At 61.6% G+C, this 15,761-nt stretch carries 13 protein-coding genes and 2 pseudogenes; 9 read left to right on the top strand and 6 right to left on the bottom strand.

Annotation, left to right across the window (positions count from 1 at the left end; genetic code table 11):
• Positions 1 to 14: 14 nt before the first annotated feature.
• Positions 15 to 1,493 (top strand): annotated as a pseudogene (locus C493_RS18865) (acyl-CoA synthetase); the annotation flags it as partial.
• A gap of 383 nt (positions 1,494 to 1,876) precedes the next feature.
• Here C493_RS18865 and C493_RS18860 read toward each other — a convergent pair.
• From C493_RS18860 to C493_RS18850, 3 genes are read right to left on the bottom strand one after another with little or no spacing between them, the layout of a single operon-like run.
• Positions 1,877 to 2,293: an acyl-CoA thioesterase gene (locus tag C493_RS18860; protein WP_007261089.1), complete on the bottom strand. Its 417-nt coding sequence runs from the start codon at positions 2,291 to 2,293 to the stop codon at positions 1,877 to 1,879.
• A 1-nt stretch (position 2,294) separates the two neighbouring features.
• On the bottom strand, positions 2,295 to 2,684 hold the full coding sequence (locus tag C493_RS18855) for a Zn-ribbon domain-containing OB-fold protein (RefSeq protein WP_007261088.1): 390 nt from the start codon (positions 2,682 to 2,684) through the stop codon (positions 2,295 to 2,297).
• Positions 2,681 to 3,847, bottom strand: a complete 1,167-nt coding sequence (locus tag C493_RS18850; protein WP_007261087.1) for a thiolase C-terminal domain-containing protein — start codon at positions 3,845 to 3,847, stop codon at positions 2,681 to 2,683. The genes C493_RS18855 and C493_RS18850 overlap by 4 nt, the downstream gene beginning before the upstream one ends.
• A 124-nt stretch (positions 3,848 to 3,971) precedes the next feature.
• Here C493_RS18850 and C493_RS18845 point away from each other — a divergent pair, with 124 nt between their 5' ends.
• Positions 3,972 to 4,826: a 3-hydroxyacyl-CoA dehydrogenase family protein gene (locus C493_RS18845; protein WP_007261086.1), complete on the top strand. Its 855-nt coding sequence runs from the start codon at positions 3,972 to 3,974 to the stop codon at positions 4,824 to 4,826.
• A 170-nt stretch (positions 4,827 to 4,996) separates the two neighbouring features.
• On the opposite strand, the gene C493_RS18840 is transcribed toward C493_RS18845, so the two are convergent.
• Complete coding sequence (locus tag C493_RS18840; protein ID WP_007261085.1) at positions 4,997 to 6,121, bottom strand: acyl-CoA dehydrogenase family protein; 1,125 nt, start codon at positions 6,119 to 6,121, stop codon at positions 4,997 to 4,999.
• A gap of 88 nt (positions 6,122 to 6,209) precedes the next feature.
• Between C493_RS18840 and C493_RS18835 the strand changes: the two genes are divergently transcribed.
• From C493_RS18835 to C493_RS18825, 3 genes are all read left to right on the top strand, one after another.
• Positions 6,210 to 7,784, top strand: coding sequence for an acyl CoA:acetate/3-ketoacid CoA transferase (locus C493_RS18835; RefSeq protein WP_007261084.1), 1,575 nt, complete (start codon positions 6,210 to 6,212; stop codon positions 7,782 to 7,784).
• A gap of 136 nt (positions 7,785 to 7,920) precedes the next feature.
• Positions 7,921 to 8,709, top strand: coding sequence for an enoyl-CoA hydratase/isomerase family protein (locus C493_RS18830; RefSeq protein WP_007261083.1), 789 nt, complete (start codon positions 7,921 to 7,923; stop codon positions 8,707 to 8,709).
• A 91-nt stretch (positions 8,710 to 8,800) separates the two neighbouring features.
• Entirely contained in the window at positions 8,801 to 9,784 is a 984-nt protein-coding gene (locus tag C493_RS18825) for an LLM class flavin-dependent oxidoreductase (protein ID WP_007261082.1), read from the top strand.
• A gap of 29 nt (positions 9,785 to 9,813) precedes the next feature.
• On the opposite strand, the gene C493_RS18820 is transcribed toward C493_RS18825, so the two are convergent.
• Both C493_RS18820 and C493_RS18815 read right to left on the bottom strand, forming a co-directional pair.
• Positions 9,814 to 10,566, bottom strand: coding sequence for an IclR family transcriptional regulator (locus C493_RS18820; protein ID WP_007261081.1), 753 nt, complete (start codon positions 10,564 to 10,566; stop codon positions 9,814 to 9,816).
• 828 nt (positions 10,567 to 11,394) lie between these two features.
• Positions 11,395 to 12,537: a tyrosine-type recombinase/integrase gene (locus tag C493_RS18815; RefSeq protein ID WP_007261080.1), complete on the bottom strand. Its 1,143-nt coding sequence runs from the start codon at positions 12,535 to 12,537 to the stop codon at positions 11,395 to 11,397.
• Between the two features lie 917 nt (positions 12,538 to 13,454).
• On the opposite strand from C493_RS18815, the gene C493_RS22845 reads away from it, so the two are divergent.
• The 4 genes and pseudogenes from C493_RS22845 (at position 13,455) to C493_RS22835 (ending at position 15,513) form a co-directional block, all read left to right on the top strand.
• On the top strand, positions 13,455 to 13,760 hold the full coding sequence (locus C493_RS22845) for a hypothetical protein (protein ID WP_152421211.1): 306 nt from the start codon (positions 13,455 to 13,457) through the stop codon (positions 13,758 to 13,760).
• A 211-nt stretch (positions 13,761 to 13,971) separates the two neighbouring features.
• Positions 13,972 to 14,431 (top strand): annotated as a pseudogene (locus C493_RS22330) (transposase); the annotation flags it as partial.
• A 99-nt stretch (positions 14,432 to 14,530) separates the two neighbouring features.
• Positions 14,531 to 15,022 carry a hypothetical protein gene (locus C493_RS22840; protein WP_152421210.1) on the top strand — a complete coding sequence of 164 codons (492 nt, stop codon included), beginning with the start codon at positions 14,531 to 14,533 and terminating at the stop codon, positions 15,020 to 15,022.
• The gene (locus C493_RS22835; RefSeq protein WP_152421209.1) at positions 15,022 to 15,513 is read left to right on the top strand and encodes a hypothetical protein; all 492 of its coding nucleotides are present in this window, start codon (positions 15,022 to 15,024) and stop codon (positions 15,511 to 15,513) included. Before C493_RS22840 ends, C493_RS22835 begins: the two co-directional genes overlap by 1 nt.
• Positions 15,514 to 15,761: the final 248 nt, after the last annotated feature.

Raw genomic sequence — 15,761 nt, 5'->3', positions numbered from 1 at the left:
GATGTGTATAAGAGACAGACGCCGACCTCCGCGACGACATGAGCCGGTTCGCGAACGGACTCGAGGAACTCGGCGTCGGGAAAGGCGACCGGGTAATGCACCTCTTCCCGCGCCATCCCGACGCGTTCGCGATTCAGCTGGGCGCCCTCTCGGTCGGCGCGCTGCTCGTCCCCTGTTCGTCGATGCTCCGGGCGAAGGACATCGAGTTCCGCGCCAACGACTGCGAGGCGACCACGATCGTCGTCCACGAGACCCTCACCGACATGGTCGAGCCGGTGCTCGAGGACACCCCGCTCGAGCGCGTAATCGTCCTCGAGGGAAGCGACGACGTCGACGGCGAACGGTGGTCGACGTTCGAGTCGGTCGTCGACGGCCAGTCGACCGACTACGAGGGGCCCGACCTCGGCGCCGACGATCCGATGTCGATCAACTACACCAGCGGAACGACCGGCCAGCCAAAGCCCGTGCTCCACAAGCACCGCTGGCAGTACTGTTTCAACCGGATCAACGCGCCGTACTGGTGGGGTATCGACGAGGAGACCGACCTCGAGGAGGAGCTGCTGTGGGCGACGACCGGCACCGGCTGGGCGAAGTGGTTCTGGAGCCCCGTCGGCGTCGGCCTGACCACCGGCGCGACCCAGCTGATCTACGACGGCGAGTTCGAGGTCGAGACGTTCCTCGAGATTCTCGAGGACGAAGGCGTCACCAAGCTCTGTGCCGTGCCCACGCAGTACCGGATGTTCGCCAACGCCGACCTCGACTCCTACGACGTCCAGCTCAACGACACCCTCTCGGCCGGCGAACCGCTCAACCGGGAGCCGATGGAACGCATCGAGTCGGCCTGGGGCGTCACCCCGCGTGACGGGTACGGCCAGACCGAGACGGTCGCGCTCGTGACCAACTACCCGGGAATCGACGTCAAGCCCGGCGGCATGGGTAAACCGACCCCCGGCGTCGGCGCGACGATAATCGAACTGGACGCGGAAGAAGAGGTCGAGACCGGCGAGATCGGCGAAATCGCCGTCCCGGTCGACTCGCCCGCGATCTTCGACGGCTACTACGAGAAACCCGAACTCGACGAGGAGAAGCTCTCGGGCGACTACTACCGTACCGGCGACCTCGCCACGCGCGACGAAGACGGCTACTTCTTCTTCGAGGGGCGGGCCGACGACGTCATCATCTCCTCGGGCTACCGCATCGGCCCCTTCGAGGTCGAGGACGCGCTCGTCAGCCACGACGCGGTCGCCGAGGCCGCCGCGGTCGACAGCCCCCACGACGAACGCGGCAGCGTCGTCAAGACCTACGTCATCCTCAACGACGGCTACGAGGGAAGCGAGGACCTCAAGAACGAACTCCAGGAGTACATGAAAGAGGAGACGGCGCCGTACAAGTACCCACGGCGCATCGAGTTCGTCGACGAACTTCCGAAGACCTCGAGCGGCAAGATCCGCCGCGTCGAACTCCGCCAGCAAGAACAGGAGAAACACGCCTAGGTCGACCGTTCGGCACGAAATTCGGTACCCCGTCTCGAGTCGACCCTCGGGGCGACCGACGTACTCGTTCTTGTTCTCGTCCTCGTCCCCGTTTCTTCTCCGTATTCACGCCCGTACTGGGAGACCGTTGGCTCTCGCGTCGCTTGCCGGGACGGTTCGCGTTCGTCCGAACACCGTCTCTGTGTCGTACCGTCCGACGTATCACACCGTTCTACCGGCCCGCCACCCCGTCCTGCGGTTGGCCGGAACTGACGGTCGTGAACGGAGCGAATCGAAGACAGAAGCGGAGGGAGGGCCGTCTCAGACGGTTTACTGTCCGTCAGTTCCGGTGTAACCGCCGCTCGGGTCGCGGTTGCGCCGGGACATCGGGACAGCAATCCGAATCAGTCGTCTCCCCGTTCGCGAATGCACTCGCGGAGCTCTTCGGGGAGCGGCGTTGCGTCGAACGAGTCGTCGACGAAGACGAACGACACCTCGCCGTCGGCGACGGGGTCGCCGGTCTCGGCGCGAGCGACGGCGAACGCGACGGTCAACGACGCGGAGCCGCTGTCGACGACGGTCGTCTCGATCACGGCCTCGTCGCCGGCCCGCAGCGGCGAGTGAAACGACGCCGATGCGTCGACGGCCGGCAGCACGTACCCCTCCCTACGGTACGATTCCATCGGGTGCTCGCCGTCGGTCGCCGGCGCGAAGTAGTCGTTGAGCCCCACGATGACGAAGTGGAAGAACCGCGGGTAGTAGATGAGCCCGCCAGCGTCGGTATCGCCCCAGTCGACGGTGATGGGCGTTTCGTGTGGCATGCTACGGACGGAAGACGATGGTGCGATCGTCGGCCGCCTCGGTCGACTCGACGGTCACGGTGACGTCCCGCCCGACGGCGACGTCGTCCGGTTCGATCCCGCGGACAATTCCGGTGAGCCTGACGGGGCCGACCGACGCGACGGCGGTGACGTACGGCGCCTCGTCCGCAAACCGCGGCGACGGGACGGTGACCGTCGTGTGGGTGACGATCTCGCCAGTCTCGGGCAACGGTTCGCGCTCGAGGTCGCGATCGCCGCAGTGCGGGCAAACCTGTCGAGGTGGCACCGTCTCGTGTCCGTTCGAGCACGCGTAGTAGTAGCCGCGGCCGTCCGCGAGCGCGTCGAGGAACTCGTCGTACTCGCCGTCGCTCGCGTCACTGTGTTCGCTCATGCGACCACCTCCAGCACGTGAACGGTCGCACTGGCGACGGTGCCGCCGGCGTTGTGTGCCACGCCGACGGTCGCGTCCTCGAGCGCGTCCGAACGTGGATGGGTACCCTCGAGCAGCGAACTGACGGCCGCGATCTGGGCCGCACCGGTCGCGCCGACCGGGTGCCCCTTGGCCTTCAGGCCGCCCGAGAGATTGACCGGCAGCGAGCCGTCCCGTCGCGTGTCGCCGCGTGCCGCCGCGCCGATCGCTTCCCCGTAGCCGTAGAGTCCGAGCCCCTCGAGCGCGAGCACCTCGGCGATCGTAAAGCAGTCGTGGACCTCGGCCAGATCGACGTCGTCGGGATCGATTCCCGCCTCGTCGTAGGCCGTCACCGCCGCCTCGCGGGTCGCCGGCGTCGTCGCCAGCGAGTCGCGGTCTTGCAGCGCCATCGTGTCGCCGCCGTGGCCGGAGCCGGTGACGGCGACGCCAGCGTCGAGGTCGTGTTCGGCGGCGTACGCCGGCGACGCCAGCACGACCGCGGCCGCGCCGTCGCTGATCGGACAGGCGTCGTACAGCCCGAGCGGGGCCGCGATCGCCGGCGCCTCGAGGACGTCCTCGACCGCGATCGACTCCTGGAGGTGCGCGTGATCGTTGGCGAGGGCGTTGTCGTGGTTCTTGACGGCGATCGCCGCGAGGTCCTCGCGGTCGCCGCCGAAGGTCTCGAAGTACGCCCGCGCCATCAGCGCGTAGGCCGCGGGGAAGGTGACGCCGGCCCTGATCTCGAACAGGTCGTCCGCCGCGCGGGCCAGCCCGTCGGTCGCGCCGGCGGTACCCATGTTGCTCATCCGTTCCATTCCGCCGGCGACGACGAGGTCGGCCTCGCCGCTGCGAACGGCCCGAACGGCGTCTCGCACGGCCAACCCGCTCGAGGCGCAGGCGCTTTCGATCCGTCGCGACGGGGCGGTGGTGCCGAGCGCCTCGGCGGCGAGCGGGCCCTGGTGACCCTGGTTCTCCGCCAGCGTCCCGACGAAGTTACCGTAGTACACCTCGTCGACGGCGTCGGGCGAGAGCCCGGCGTCGTCGAGGGCGACGCGGCCGGCCTCGGCGAACAGTTCTCGTCCCGTCCGATCGGGGAACGATCCGAACGCAGTCGTCCCTGCTCCGGCGATGAATGCCTTCGACATTTGCTACCACGTCGACCTTTCGCGGCCGTCGGCATATGTGTATCGTCCTCGTCCGACCGGCGACGGCGGTCGACGGTCGACGGAGTCGCTACACTTATGGTCGCCGTTGGACGACCATCGCACGATGGTTGTCGAGACAATCGATCGTATCGGCGTCGTTGGCGCCGGAACGATGGGCAGTGGTATCGCACAGGTCGCCGCCACCCACGGCTACGACGTCGTGATGCGGGACATCGAGAGCGAGTTCGTCGAGAACGGCTTCGAGACCATCGACGACAGTCTCTCGCGGCTCGAGGACCGCGACGCGCTTCCGGCGGACCCCGAGACGATCCGCAGCCGAATCGAGGGGACGACGTCGCTCGAGGACCTCGCGGACTGCGACCTCGTCGTCGAAGCGGCGCTCGAGAACCTCGCGGTGAAACAGGACATCTTCGCGGACCTCGAGGGCGTCTGCGACGATGACGCGGTGCTCGCGACGAACACGAGCACGCTCTCGATCACCTCGATCGCGTCGGCCCTCGAGCACCCCGAGCGCGTGGTCGGCCTTCACTTCATGAATCCCGTGCCCGTGATGGAGGGTGTCGAGGTCGTCGTCGGCGAGAAGACAACCAACGGGATCGTCGATCTGGCCCACGAAGTGGCCGAAGATCTCGAGAAGACGACCTGGGAGTCCGACGACAAGCCCGGATTCGTCACCAACCGCATTCTGATGCCGTGGATCAACGAGGGGATTCGGGCCTACGACGAGGGCGTCGCCACGAAAGAGGACATCGACGCCGGCATGGAACTCGGGACGAACGTCCCGATGGGACCGCTGACGCTCGCCGATCACATCGGTCTCGACGTCTGCCTGCACGCCACCGAGACGCTCCACGAAGAGCTGGGCGACCGCTACAAACCGGCGTACCTCCTCAAACGCAAAGTCGAGGCCGGCGACCTCGGCAAGAAGACCGGCGAAGGGTTCTACGAGTACGAGTAGGCGGGCAAGCGGCGACCCGTCGCGGCGCTCGTCGCTGCCGGTTTCGGATCGTCCCGACGGACGATCGGAACTCGAGGGACGAGGGGGGACGTAACGGTCGCAGAGACGGGCGACTCGAGATGGGTGCGGATCGATTTCGAGGGACGATCGGAACTCGAGGGGCGAGGAAGTTACTCCGTCAGGTGTCGCGCGATGATCTTCTTCTGGATCTCGGAGGTCCCCTCGTAGATCGTCGTGATCTTGGCGTCCCGGTAGTAGCGCTCGACGTCGAAGTCCTTCGTGTAGCCGTAGCCGCCGTGGACCTGGACGGCCTCGTTGGCGACGTCGACGGCCGTCTCGCTCGCGAAGTACTTCGCCATGGCCGCCGACATCGGATCGACGCCGTCATCGTTCTTCCGGGCCGCGTCGCGGGTGAGCAGTCGCGACGCCTGGACGTCGGTCTGCATGTCAGCGAGCTTCTGGCCGATCGCCTGGTGTTCGACGATCGGCTGGCCGAACTGTTCGCGCTCGTTGGCGTACGCGACGGCCGCGTCCAGCGCCGCCTGCGCGACGCCGACGGCCTGGCTCGCGATCGCGATCCGCCCGCCGGTCAGGATCGAGAAGGCGGCCTTGAGCCCGGCGCCGACCTCCGTCAGGCGGTTCTCGGCCGGAATGCGGACGTCGTCGAAGATGAGCGTCGTCGTGTCGCTCGCCCGGAGCCCGAGCTTGTCCTCTTTCTTCCCGACCTCGAGTCCGTCAACGTCCTTGGGGACCAGAAACTGCGTGACGGTGTCGGGGTCGTCGGCGTCGGTCTTGGCGAAGAGGATGACGACGCCGGCGCGTTCGCCGTTGGTGATCCACTGTTTCTTCCCGTTGATGACGTACTCGTCGCCGTCCGTCCGGGCCTCCGTACTCATCTGAGCTGGGTTCGATCCCGCGTCGGGTTCCGAGAGGGCGAACGCGCCGACGGGGCGGCCGTCGACCATCTCCGGCAGCCACCGTTCTTTGTGGGCGTCGGAGCCGAACTGTCGGATACACGAGGTCGCGAGACAGTGGACCGACAGCGCCGTCGCGACCGCGAGGTGGCCGTAGGCCAGTTCCTCGTTGATCAAGCTGTAGGTCACCTCGTCAACGTCGAGCCCGCCGTACTCCTCCGGCACGGTCATCCCCGTGAAGTCCAGCTCCGCGAGTCCGTCCCAGACGTCCTCCGGGAACGTCTGTTCCTCGTCGAGTTCGCGGACGTTCTCGCCGACTTCGTTCTCGACGAAGTCGCGGATCGTGTCTCGAATGAGTTCCTGTTCGCTGGTAAGCTCCATACTGACGCATTCGCGAGCGGGATACTAAAGTGTGCGATCCTCCGGGAATGGACAGGTAGAAATGGGAGTCGTCCCCAGCCTCAGACGCATGTCAGTCTTGCAGCCCAGAGACGCGGCAATCGAACGGATCGAGGACGGGGACACCGTCGGCGTCGGCGGATTCGTCGCCGTCGGCATTCCGGAATACGTACTCGAGGGACTGGGCGAACGCTACGCCGAAACCGGCTCGCCCGGCGACCTCACGCTCTATCACCCCGCGGCCGAGGGTGACCGTCAGGGTCGGGGGATCTCACATCTGGTCCAGGACGGAATGATCGAGCGCACCATCGCCAGCCACTGGGGTTTCACGCCGGACCTGATGGAGCGAATCGTCGCGAACGACGTCGAGGCGTACAACTTTCCCTTCGGCGCGATGGATCACCTCCTCCGCGACACCGCGGCGGGTAAACCCGGCACACTCACCCACGTCGGGCTGGGCACGTTCGTCGATCCGCGACAGGACGGCGGGAAGGCGAACGACGTCACGGACGAGGACCTCGTCAACCTCGTCATGATCGACGGCGAGGAGTACCTCTTCTACGAGTCGGTGCCGATCGACGTCGCGATCCTCCGCGGGACGACCGCCGACGAGAACGGTAACGTGACGATGGAACGGGAGGCCCTCGAGTCGAACGTGCTGGCGATGGCCCAGGCGGCTCACAACTCCGGCGGGACCGTCATCGTTCAAGTCGAGCGGGTCACCGAGACGGGGACGCTCGACCCCGCGGACGTGGCCATCCCGGGCGTACTCGTCGACGCGGTCGTCGAGGCGCCTGCCTCCCACCACCCACAGACCTACGCCGAGTCGTACAACCCGGCCTACAGCGGCGAAATCCGTCCGCCAACGGGAGACGCAGCCGACGGTGGCGACGCCTCGGTCGACGACCTCGACGAGCGCACGATCATCGCTCGCCGCGCCGCGATGGAGCTCGCCGCCGACTCCGTGATCAACCTCGGCGTCGGCGTCCCCGAACGCATCCCCGAGGTCGCCGCCGCGGGTGGCATCGCCGACGAGATCACCCAGACCGTCGAGTCCGGGCCGATCGGGGGATCGGCCTCCGGCGGGATCAGCTTCGGAACGGCGAGCGGCCACGAGGCGCTGGTCAGTTCGACCCAGCAGTTCGATTTCTACGACGGCGGCGGGCTCGACTACGGCTTCCTGGGAATGGCCCAGGTCGACGCCGAGGGTAACATCAACGTCAGTCGCTTCGGCTCCCAGCTGCCCGGCTGTGGCGGGTTCATCAACATCACGCAGAACGCGGACCAGGTCGTCTTCTGTGGTACGCTCACGGCGGGCGGACTCGAGATCGACGCGGGCGACGGCGAGCTCTCGATCGAACGCGAGGGCGACCAGCCGAAGTTCCTCGACGCCGTCGAGCAGGTCACCTTCAGTGGAGAGTACGCGCGCGAGATCGACCAGTCCGTCGTCTACGTCACCGAACGCGCCGTCTTCGAACTCCGCGAGGAGGGGCTCACACTCGTCGAAGTCGCCCCGGGCGTCGACCGCGAGGCGGACGTGCTCGACCGCCTCGAGTGCGACCCGATCGTCGCGGAGGACGTCGCCGAGATGGATCCGCGGCTGTTCCGCGCCGAGCCGATGGACCTGACCGACGCGATCGACTGAGACGACTCGTCGCACCGAGTCGTCGGTGCGTCCGCAGACGGGGTGCAGAGCACGGATGCGCCGGAACCGACGGACGGCAGGCGTCCGGTCGCGGTCGAAAACAGTTAACTCCCGGCGCACCGAACCGCCGATCGACATGCCGGACTACGAGAATCTCACCGTCGAGCGCGACGACGGCGTCGCGACGGTAACGCTCGCAAGCACCGCCGGTCGAAACGCGCTGACCCTCGAGATGGCCGACGAACTGATCGCGGTCGCGTCCGCGCTCGGGGCCGACGAGTCGGTCAGGTGCATCGTCCTGACCCACGACGGCGACTTCTTCGGCGCCGGAGCCGACCTCTCTCAGCTCGAGGGCGACGCGTCCGACGCGGCGACGCTTCGCACGCTGGCCGGGCGCGCCCACGAAGCGATCGTCGCGTTCCACCGCACGGAGACGCCGGTGATCGGCGGGGTCAACGGGATCGCCGCCGGGATCGGCTTCAGCCTCGCCCTGCTGCCGGACCTCGTCGTGCTCGGGGAGGACGCGACGCTGAAGTTCGCGTACCCGGGGATCGGCCTGACGGGCGACGGCGGAGCCACGTTCTTCTTGCCGCGACTCGTCGGCCTGCGAACCGCGAAGGAGATCGTCCTCACGGACGAGCCGATCGGCCCCGAGGAGGCCGTCGAACTCGGGCTCGCGACCGAAGTCGCGCCCGCCGACGAGTTCGACGAGCGCCTCCAGTCGCTCGCGAGCGACCTCGCCTCCGGACCGACGCAGGCGCTCGGAACGGCCACTCGATTGCTGACCGACAGCTACGAACGCTCCCTCGAGTCGCAGCTCTCCGCGGAGGCCGACTCCATCGCCGAGGCGGCCCGAACGGAGGACTACGAACGCGGACTCGAGGCGTTCCTCGGCGGCGAGGACCCCGATTTCGTCGGCCGGTAGGGCCCCGTCGAGGGACGTAGCGGCCGGCCCCGTGGTTCCGGGTCACACGTCTCTTGGAATGATTTATCAAACCAACCGTCGAACGGGAGGTATGCACCTCGGCCTAGTAATCCCGCGCACCGGCGAGCACGACCCGACCGACCTCGCGATCGAAGCGGAAACACGGGGATACGACTCCGTCTGGATGGGCGAACTCTGGGGAACGAGCTCAGTTGTCAAGCTCTCGGAGATCGCCGCCCGAACGGACGACGTCGAGATCGGAACCGCGATCGTGAACGTCTTCTCGCGCACGCCCGCGGTCCTCGCGATGACCGCGGCGACGCTCGATCGGATCTCCGACGGGCGCGCGTCCGTCGGTGTCGGCACGAGCACGCCGACCGCCGTCGAAAACATCCACGGAATGGCGTTCGAACGACCCGTTCGCCGCGCTCACGAGACCATCGAAGTGATGCAGCAGATTCTGACCGGCGACGAACCCGTCGACTACGACGGCGAACTGCTCTCCGTCGACGGCGTGCCGCCGGTCGACCGGAACGTCCCGATCTATCACGCGGCGCTCGGGCCGGCGAACCGTCGCGTCGTCGGCCGCCTCTGCGACGGCTGGATGCCCCACAACATCCCCTTCTCCGGGCTCGAGGACGCCTTCGAGAACATCGAGGAGACGGCGCGCGAGGCGGGGCGCGATCCCGACGAGATCACGATCGCCCCGTACGTCCCAGCGGCGGTGAGCGAGGACGAGACAGCGGCCTACGACGCCGTGCGCGGTCACATCGCCTACTACGCCGGCAGCGCGGACGGCTACCGGAACGCGATCGCGACGGCGTTTCCCGACCGCGCCGAGCGCGTCGCCGACGCCTGGCGAAACGGCGACCGCGGCGAAGCCGCCGGCCTCGTCAGCGACGAGATGGTCGACGACCTCGGCGTCGCGGGAACCCCCGATACCGCACGCCAGCGACTCCGCGACCTCGTCGCCGAGACGCCGGTCGATCGGCCGCTGTTGACGATTCCCGAACAGGCGGCCGACAACCTGGCCGAGGGGACGATCGAAGCGCTCGCTCCGGTCGCGGACGAATAACGACAGCGGCCGGAGACGACCGGTCGATCTCAGACGTAGTCCAGATTCACCTGCGTCACGTTCGCCGCTCGCTGTGCGACGTCCGCGATTTCGGACCGTCGGTCCTCGTCGAGTCGGCTCCGCGGACCGCAGACGCAGATCGCTCCCCGAATCCGGTCGTTCTTGTCGAGAATCGGCGCCGCGATACAGACCATCCCAGCGATGCGCTCCCCGACATCGATCGCGTACCCCTGACTGCGGACGTCCTCGAGTTGATCGAACAGCACGTCGGGGTCGGTGACGGTTTGCGGGGTCACTTCGACCAGGCCGTGTCGATCGATGATGTCGGTGACGCGTTCCGTCGGCATGTGTGCGAGCATCGCCTTTCCAGGCGCCGTCGCGTGCAACGGCATCCGCGCGCCCGGGTAGGCGAACAGATTGATCGCGTCGGGTCCCTCCTGGACGGCGACGATCACAGCCTGATCGTCCTCTTCGATCAGCAGCGTCGCGTGTTCGCCCGTCTCCTCGGCGACCGTCTCGAGTTCGTCACGGACCGCTTTGAACACCTCGAGCCGGTGGCACTGACGGTGACCGACCTCCAAAAATCGCGTCGTCGTCTTGTACGCCGATTCGTCCTTCGTGACGTATCCCGTCGCGATGAGCGCCTGGAGGTAGTCGTGGACGGTACTCACCGGCATGTCGAGCTGATCCGCCAGCTCCGAGACCCCCCTCGGACCGTTCTCCGCGAGTTCGTCGACGAGTTTGAAGGCCCGTCGAACGGATTGGTTCGATCGTTCCGTCATGTTCCTACCCACCGCTCGGCAGCCATAGAAAGTTTTCGGTTATCTCGGAAAGGGTTCCGAGGACTAGATCGAACGGGTAGCGGTAATCACCTCCAGTTTCTGTTCCCGTGTCCGCAACGCAGGCTGATTTCAGTCAGCAGTGCGCGCTAAATCGCAGATTTCGACAGGAGTGTGCAGTGATACCAACGGCCTACAGACAACGGGCGATTCGAAATGGCCGGACGGGACGTGTGAGAGAATGAGGCCGCTACGGCGGTATCCGCTCACGCTATTCGCTTGCGGCCCGTCCATCGAGACGAGGTTCAGACCAGTCGGTTCTCTCGTGTCGGTCGAAACAGCAGGTAGCGGCGCTAGAACGGAGTTTTCGAGTAGGCCGAAACAATGTCCGGGGGCGTTCAATGGATCAAACGCGCGTACGGGACGTTACGGCGGTGAATCGGCTACTTTCCGGGTATAGACGTTTTCGTCATCGTCGAAACGTATCGAGCGAGCACCGACGGATAGCGGGGCAAGTCATTTACTGGGGTACTTTTGTAAATCACCTCGAGCGGTCGTTTCGACTTACACTCCTCGTTTCGATCCGCCCTCACCCCAAAACGCGATTACCGTCACTCGAAATCCCCATCGAGCGCCACGTTTCGACAGCAAGAGGCCGACGAATCGACGGGTGGATCGATGCGGTAATCGAACCATTACGTTTGTACTGATGTAAGTACTGATGGCGCCGGGCGACCATCTCGGCCACCTACCGATCAAACGCGTTCACAGACCGACTGTTCGCCCGAGATAGCGACGCCAGCGGCACGAATTCGATCGCATCGAGGATGGTCAGGGTCGGTCGTGTTCGTCGAAGGCGTCGCCGGCGTCGCTGGCCATCTCCTTCGCTTCGATGTGGGAGTACGACTGCCGAACGACCTCCTCGCTGTTGTCCAGCAGTCGAGCCGCGGCGGTAAACCCGCGTCGCCGAACCATCACCTCACCGGCGCCGCGACGGCCCCCGTGCGGAGCGAGGTAACCGTGTCTGTCGTGCAGTTCGATCTCGGCCCCCTCGCAGAGTCGTCGCATGATTCGGCGTGCGCCGTCGGTGTTGATCGACGACGGTACCAGCTCGTGCTCTCGAAGCGCGGCGAACACCTCGCGGTGACCCGTGAGTTCGTCGACGAACGACTCGACGTCGGCGGACGACCACTCCCGTTCGTCACGGAGCCCAGTTCGAAGTGTGTCGTAGAGCGTCGGGAGGTGAAACGTCGGAAACACCGGCCACTCCGGATCCGCGGGGTCGAGTGTTCTTTTATATCGCGACATGGGATTTACAGCCTGTTTCGTTAGCGATCGATCGGACCAGTCCTGTTTCTTCGCCAGCACCGTCATTCGCCGGTCCTCGAGCGAGACGTCACCCCATCGGAGTCCGTTTCGGCGGTCGTCTTTCGGATCCGCGAAGATCTCGCCGCCGCGAACGCCCGAATAGCAGAGGACGTAGACGAGCGCCCGATCGCGAAACTCCCGAATCGCACCGAGCCCCTCCTCGTCGGCCGCGTCGTGAGCGCGCTCGTCGACGTACCGCGTGATCTGGCGGCGGTGTTCGTCGGTCCAGGCCTGCTGATCACCCGATCGGCGGCCGTCGTTCTCCGGAAGCGGTTCCTTCGCGACGTTTCGCTGAGCGTAGTTCGCCTCGAGGAGCCCCTCGCGAACGCACCAGCCGATATAGGCGCTCACCTGCGCGTAGTAGGTCCGAATCGTCCCCGGCGCGAGGTCTCGCGACGCGAGTTCGCGGGCGTATCGGCGAAACGTTCGCTCGTCGATCGCGTCGAAGGTCGCCCCCGATCGAGAATCTGTCTCGAGCCACTCGAGGAAGTCCTCGACACAGCGCTCGAGGTTTCGGCGGTAGTTGCCGCTCTCCGTCCCCCCTTTGGACTTCGAACGGAGGAACGCCTCGAGCGGTTCGTCGACCGGCGTCGGTTCGGCATTCACGCGTGCTCACCCTCGAGCAGTTGCGTCGCGCTGAAATTCATCGTTCGTGATTCGGAGAGGGCGTCGATCCCCATAAAACCACGCTTGATTATTGTGCTAATCAAGTGTGTTCTGATTTGACCGTGATTCTGGCGATATCGACTGTCTGAGCGCGCCATACACGGACCTCCGGAGTTGGTAAATTCTATACTGCTATATAGAATCTCACGGCCTGGTGTTGCGAAGATAGGGAATAATGCACAGGTCCGAGGGTGACCACTTTCCGAACTGAGCGATCTCGCGTACCTCTGGTTACGAGTGAATAACCTCATTTGTCAGAATTATGAGTGATCAGTTTCCGCAAGCAACAAACCTGACTTCGTTTGTTCCATTCAAACCGCGCTGAATCAGTTGGAATCAGTAGACGTGCGCACTTACTGCTGGACTTTCTACCAGTTACAATAGATGTTCACGCTGGCGTGCAAGCTACGGGGCAACAGTACAGTATCGGCTGTTTCAGAACTAACAAGTCACAAAATACAATCTGATTCGGGTTAGAATATGAACAACAACGATAGGGGGGCCACGCTGCAAATGGGTATTGAATACCGGGGCGAAGCGGCTGGGAGTACGTCGAGACGGACATCATTTATCCGGACGGCTATGCAATGATGGCGTGTTTCTTTGGGTGGCGGAACTACTGTAATTACGAACCGATCGCTGGCCAGAGAGGGATTCCGGATGATGTCTGCGACAACTCAGTTAGTGCCGTCAAAACAGTCATCACACTGCTGATGTTCGTTGGCTCACCAAATGCGGGCGTAGACAATTTTAAAAGGGATCAAACCTTGGACGACTTCGTAACACGACCAAAACATTATGATGCATAGATCGGATCGGAAGAATAATACGGTAAAAAGTATTCAGTAAGTATAGCCATGAGCGACTTAGATATATATGTCTACGATGCTGCAAGATCAATAGGATTGATTTTATTAGTTATTTTAGCATCACTACTGGTTGATTCATTGAATCCTCTACCAGTCTACATCGCTATAATATTAATCGCTATTTTATTCCCTCTAAGAAGGGTGAAATCAAAATACCTATACTGGATTATGGGGATTGGTGTATTTGCCACTGGAATATTTTATTATTTGTTTAATAATTCAATGTTAGCCATGATTGTATTTGGTGCGGTTTCAGTAATCTTATTTGTAGCTCCAGAATCAGTTAATGAATGATTCGAAACGTGATGATACAAAGCCAAACATCCTGAGAACGTTTATAAAACACAGCCGCCGGACGAGACGGGTATCGGTCGTCTTCTGGGCCGCCTCAATTGCTTGATCGAGTTCCTTCTCAGACAGATGTTCCATCAGCAAACCACGTTGCCAGTTGATCATTGAGGGATACGCTTCAAAAGAGGTCAACGCTTTCGCAGACTACTCCGACGCCATTCCCTTGAAGGGTGAAAAGATCCACGACGTGGTGTTCCGTGTCGTCGGCGTCCGCAACAAGGACGCCGATGATTACATACACCTATGTGTCACGAACCTTCATAAAAAAGGTTCTTACCGGCAGATCTAACGACAATCTACCACGGCAGATGTGAAGTTGAGTTGTTATTCCGCGAACTCAAGACGCAATATTCGTTAGACAATTTTATTACGAGCAAGAACACGTCGTCGAAATTCTGCTGTATGCGGCGTTGCTGTCACTGCTGGTCAACAGTGATCTGTTAGATCCGGTCACTGAACAGGCAGATGATGAACTCGTGTTTCCATCAAAACGCTTTGCAGCGACCTTCCGGTCGCACGCCCACGTCAACCTTTACGAAACCGGGGAATACCTCGGCTACTCTCCGTCACCGTTGCTGGAACGGTTGATCGACAACGCTCAGAAGATACACTAATAACGACCGAGACTCCAAGAGAGGTTCCTACCACTACACAATCGACATTGATCTTAAATGTAAAGATTTAATACAAGTGAATTAGAATTAGCAGAATGCATGACAGAAGATATGAAAGTCAGTTCAAAAAGAAGAAGAGTACTACAAACCGTTGGATCAATTGGTGCAATCAAAGTGCTCTCTGGTGCAGCAACTGCAAAAGAATCTTCCAAGGAGTACATTAAACATTCTACAGATTCGAAGTTAGAATACATCGGAGAGCACATTAATTTTCACCCTTCACAGAGTAGAGCTGCCTTTGTATCTGCAGCATTTGATAAAGGAATTGAATTGTATGTTGCAGAAGATGTAAAAACGGATACGGATAAACCATCTGTAGTATATCAAATAACGTCCAACTCAAGTGGTGGAGTCTATGCCCCAGAATGGCAACAGGGAAATTATATTAAATATCAGCAAGGGTTGTCTGAATATGAGAGACAAATCCCACGATCTTACAGAGTGTTAGATCACAAAGTGACAGAAGAAAATGTAGTTGATGTAGAAAAGACACTGGAAAACGCAAAAATAATCACGGAGGATGATGAATAATGCCAATCAGTGTTCCTTTTCCAAGGAGTATTCCTTTCAGTATTTGTGTTCCAACTGCCCGGCACAGATACTGCGTGAGCGCTCAAGATTTAGTCTTTGGCGGTCGGCGCGACTGCATCGGTGGACAGACACCGCCACTAGTTTCTGCCAGTGCATCAATTTCAGAAGAAGAACTTACTTTAACTGGATATGATACAATTAGCACCTATTCATTGTGGGTCGGAATAGAAGAAAATATTAATGCGATATGGCTTGGTGATTCAGCACAAAATTGTACTAGAATTCCTGTTGGAGATCCACCAAATCCTACTGAAAGTGTAGATGATCTAGTTGATGATCTTCGAAGTTATCAAAGTGATGTGGCAAATGCTGTTGAAGATTTAGGAGGTCCTGAAAGAGGTAGTACCGGAAGTGATATAATAGTTATTATTTTGCTTGTGATTATCGCTATTATTATCATTGCTTCTAGAGGTAGGCTGAGGCCTGCCTAACCCTGTTCAATAATTCCTATTGCAGGCACTGATGTAACTGAAACTGTCTTCAACGGGCCAACAACCGGTGCAAATGATGTATCCGTTGTGAACGTACTTAACACTCTATCTGGAATTTACCGGGGAGTGTTGCACAGTCAATAACCACTGTGCTGAACAGCTGTTTCAGCTATCTCGTGAATAAAGAAACTGTATTCACGACAACTGACATAGAGGATGGTTGTCTACGTGTTCTTGATATTTATATA

The sequence above is a fragment of the Natronolimnohabitans innermongolicus JCM 12255 genome, assembly GCF_000337215.1.
Lineage (GTDB): Archaea > Halobacteriota > Halobacteria > Halobacteriales > Natrialbaceae > Natronolimnohabitans > Natronolimnohabitans innermongolicus.
This window is presented reverse-complemented; position numbering and strand designations above follow the sequence as displayed.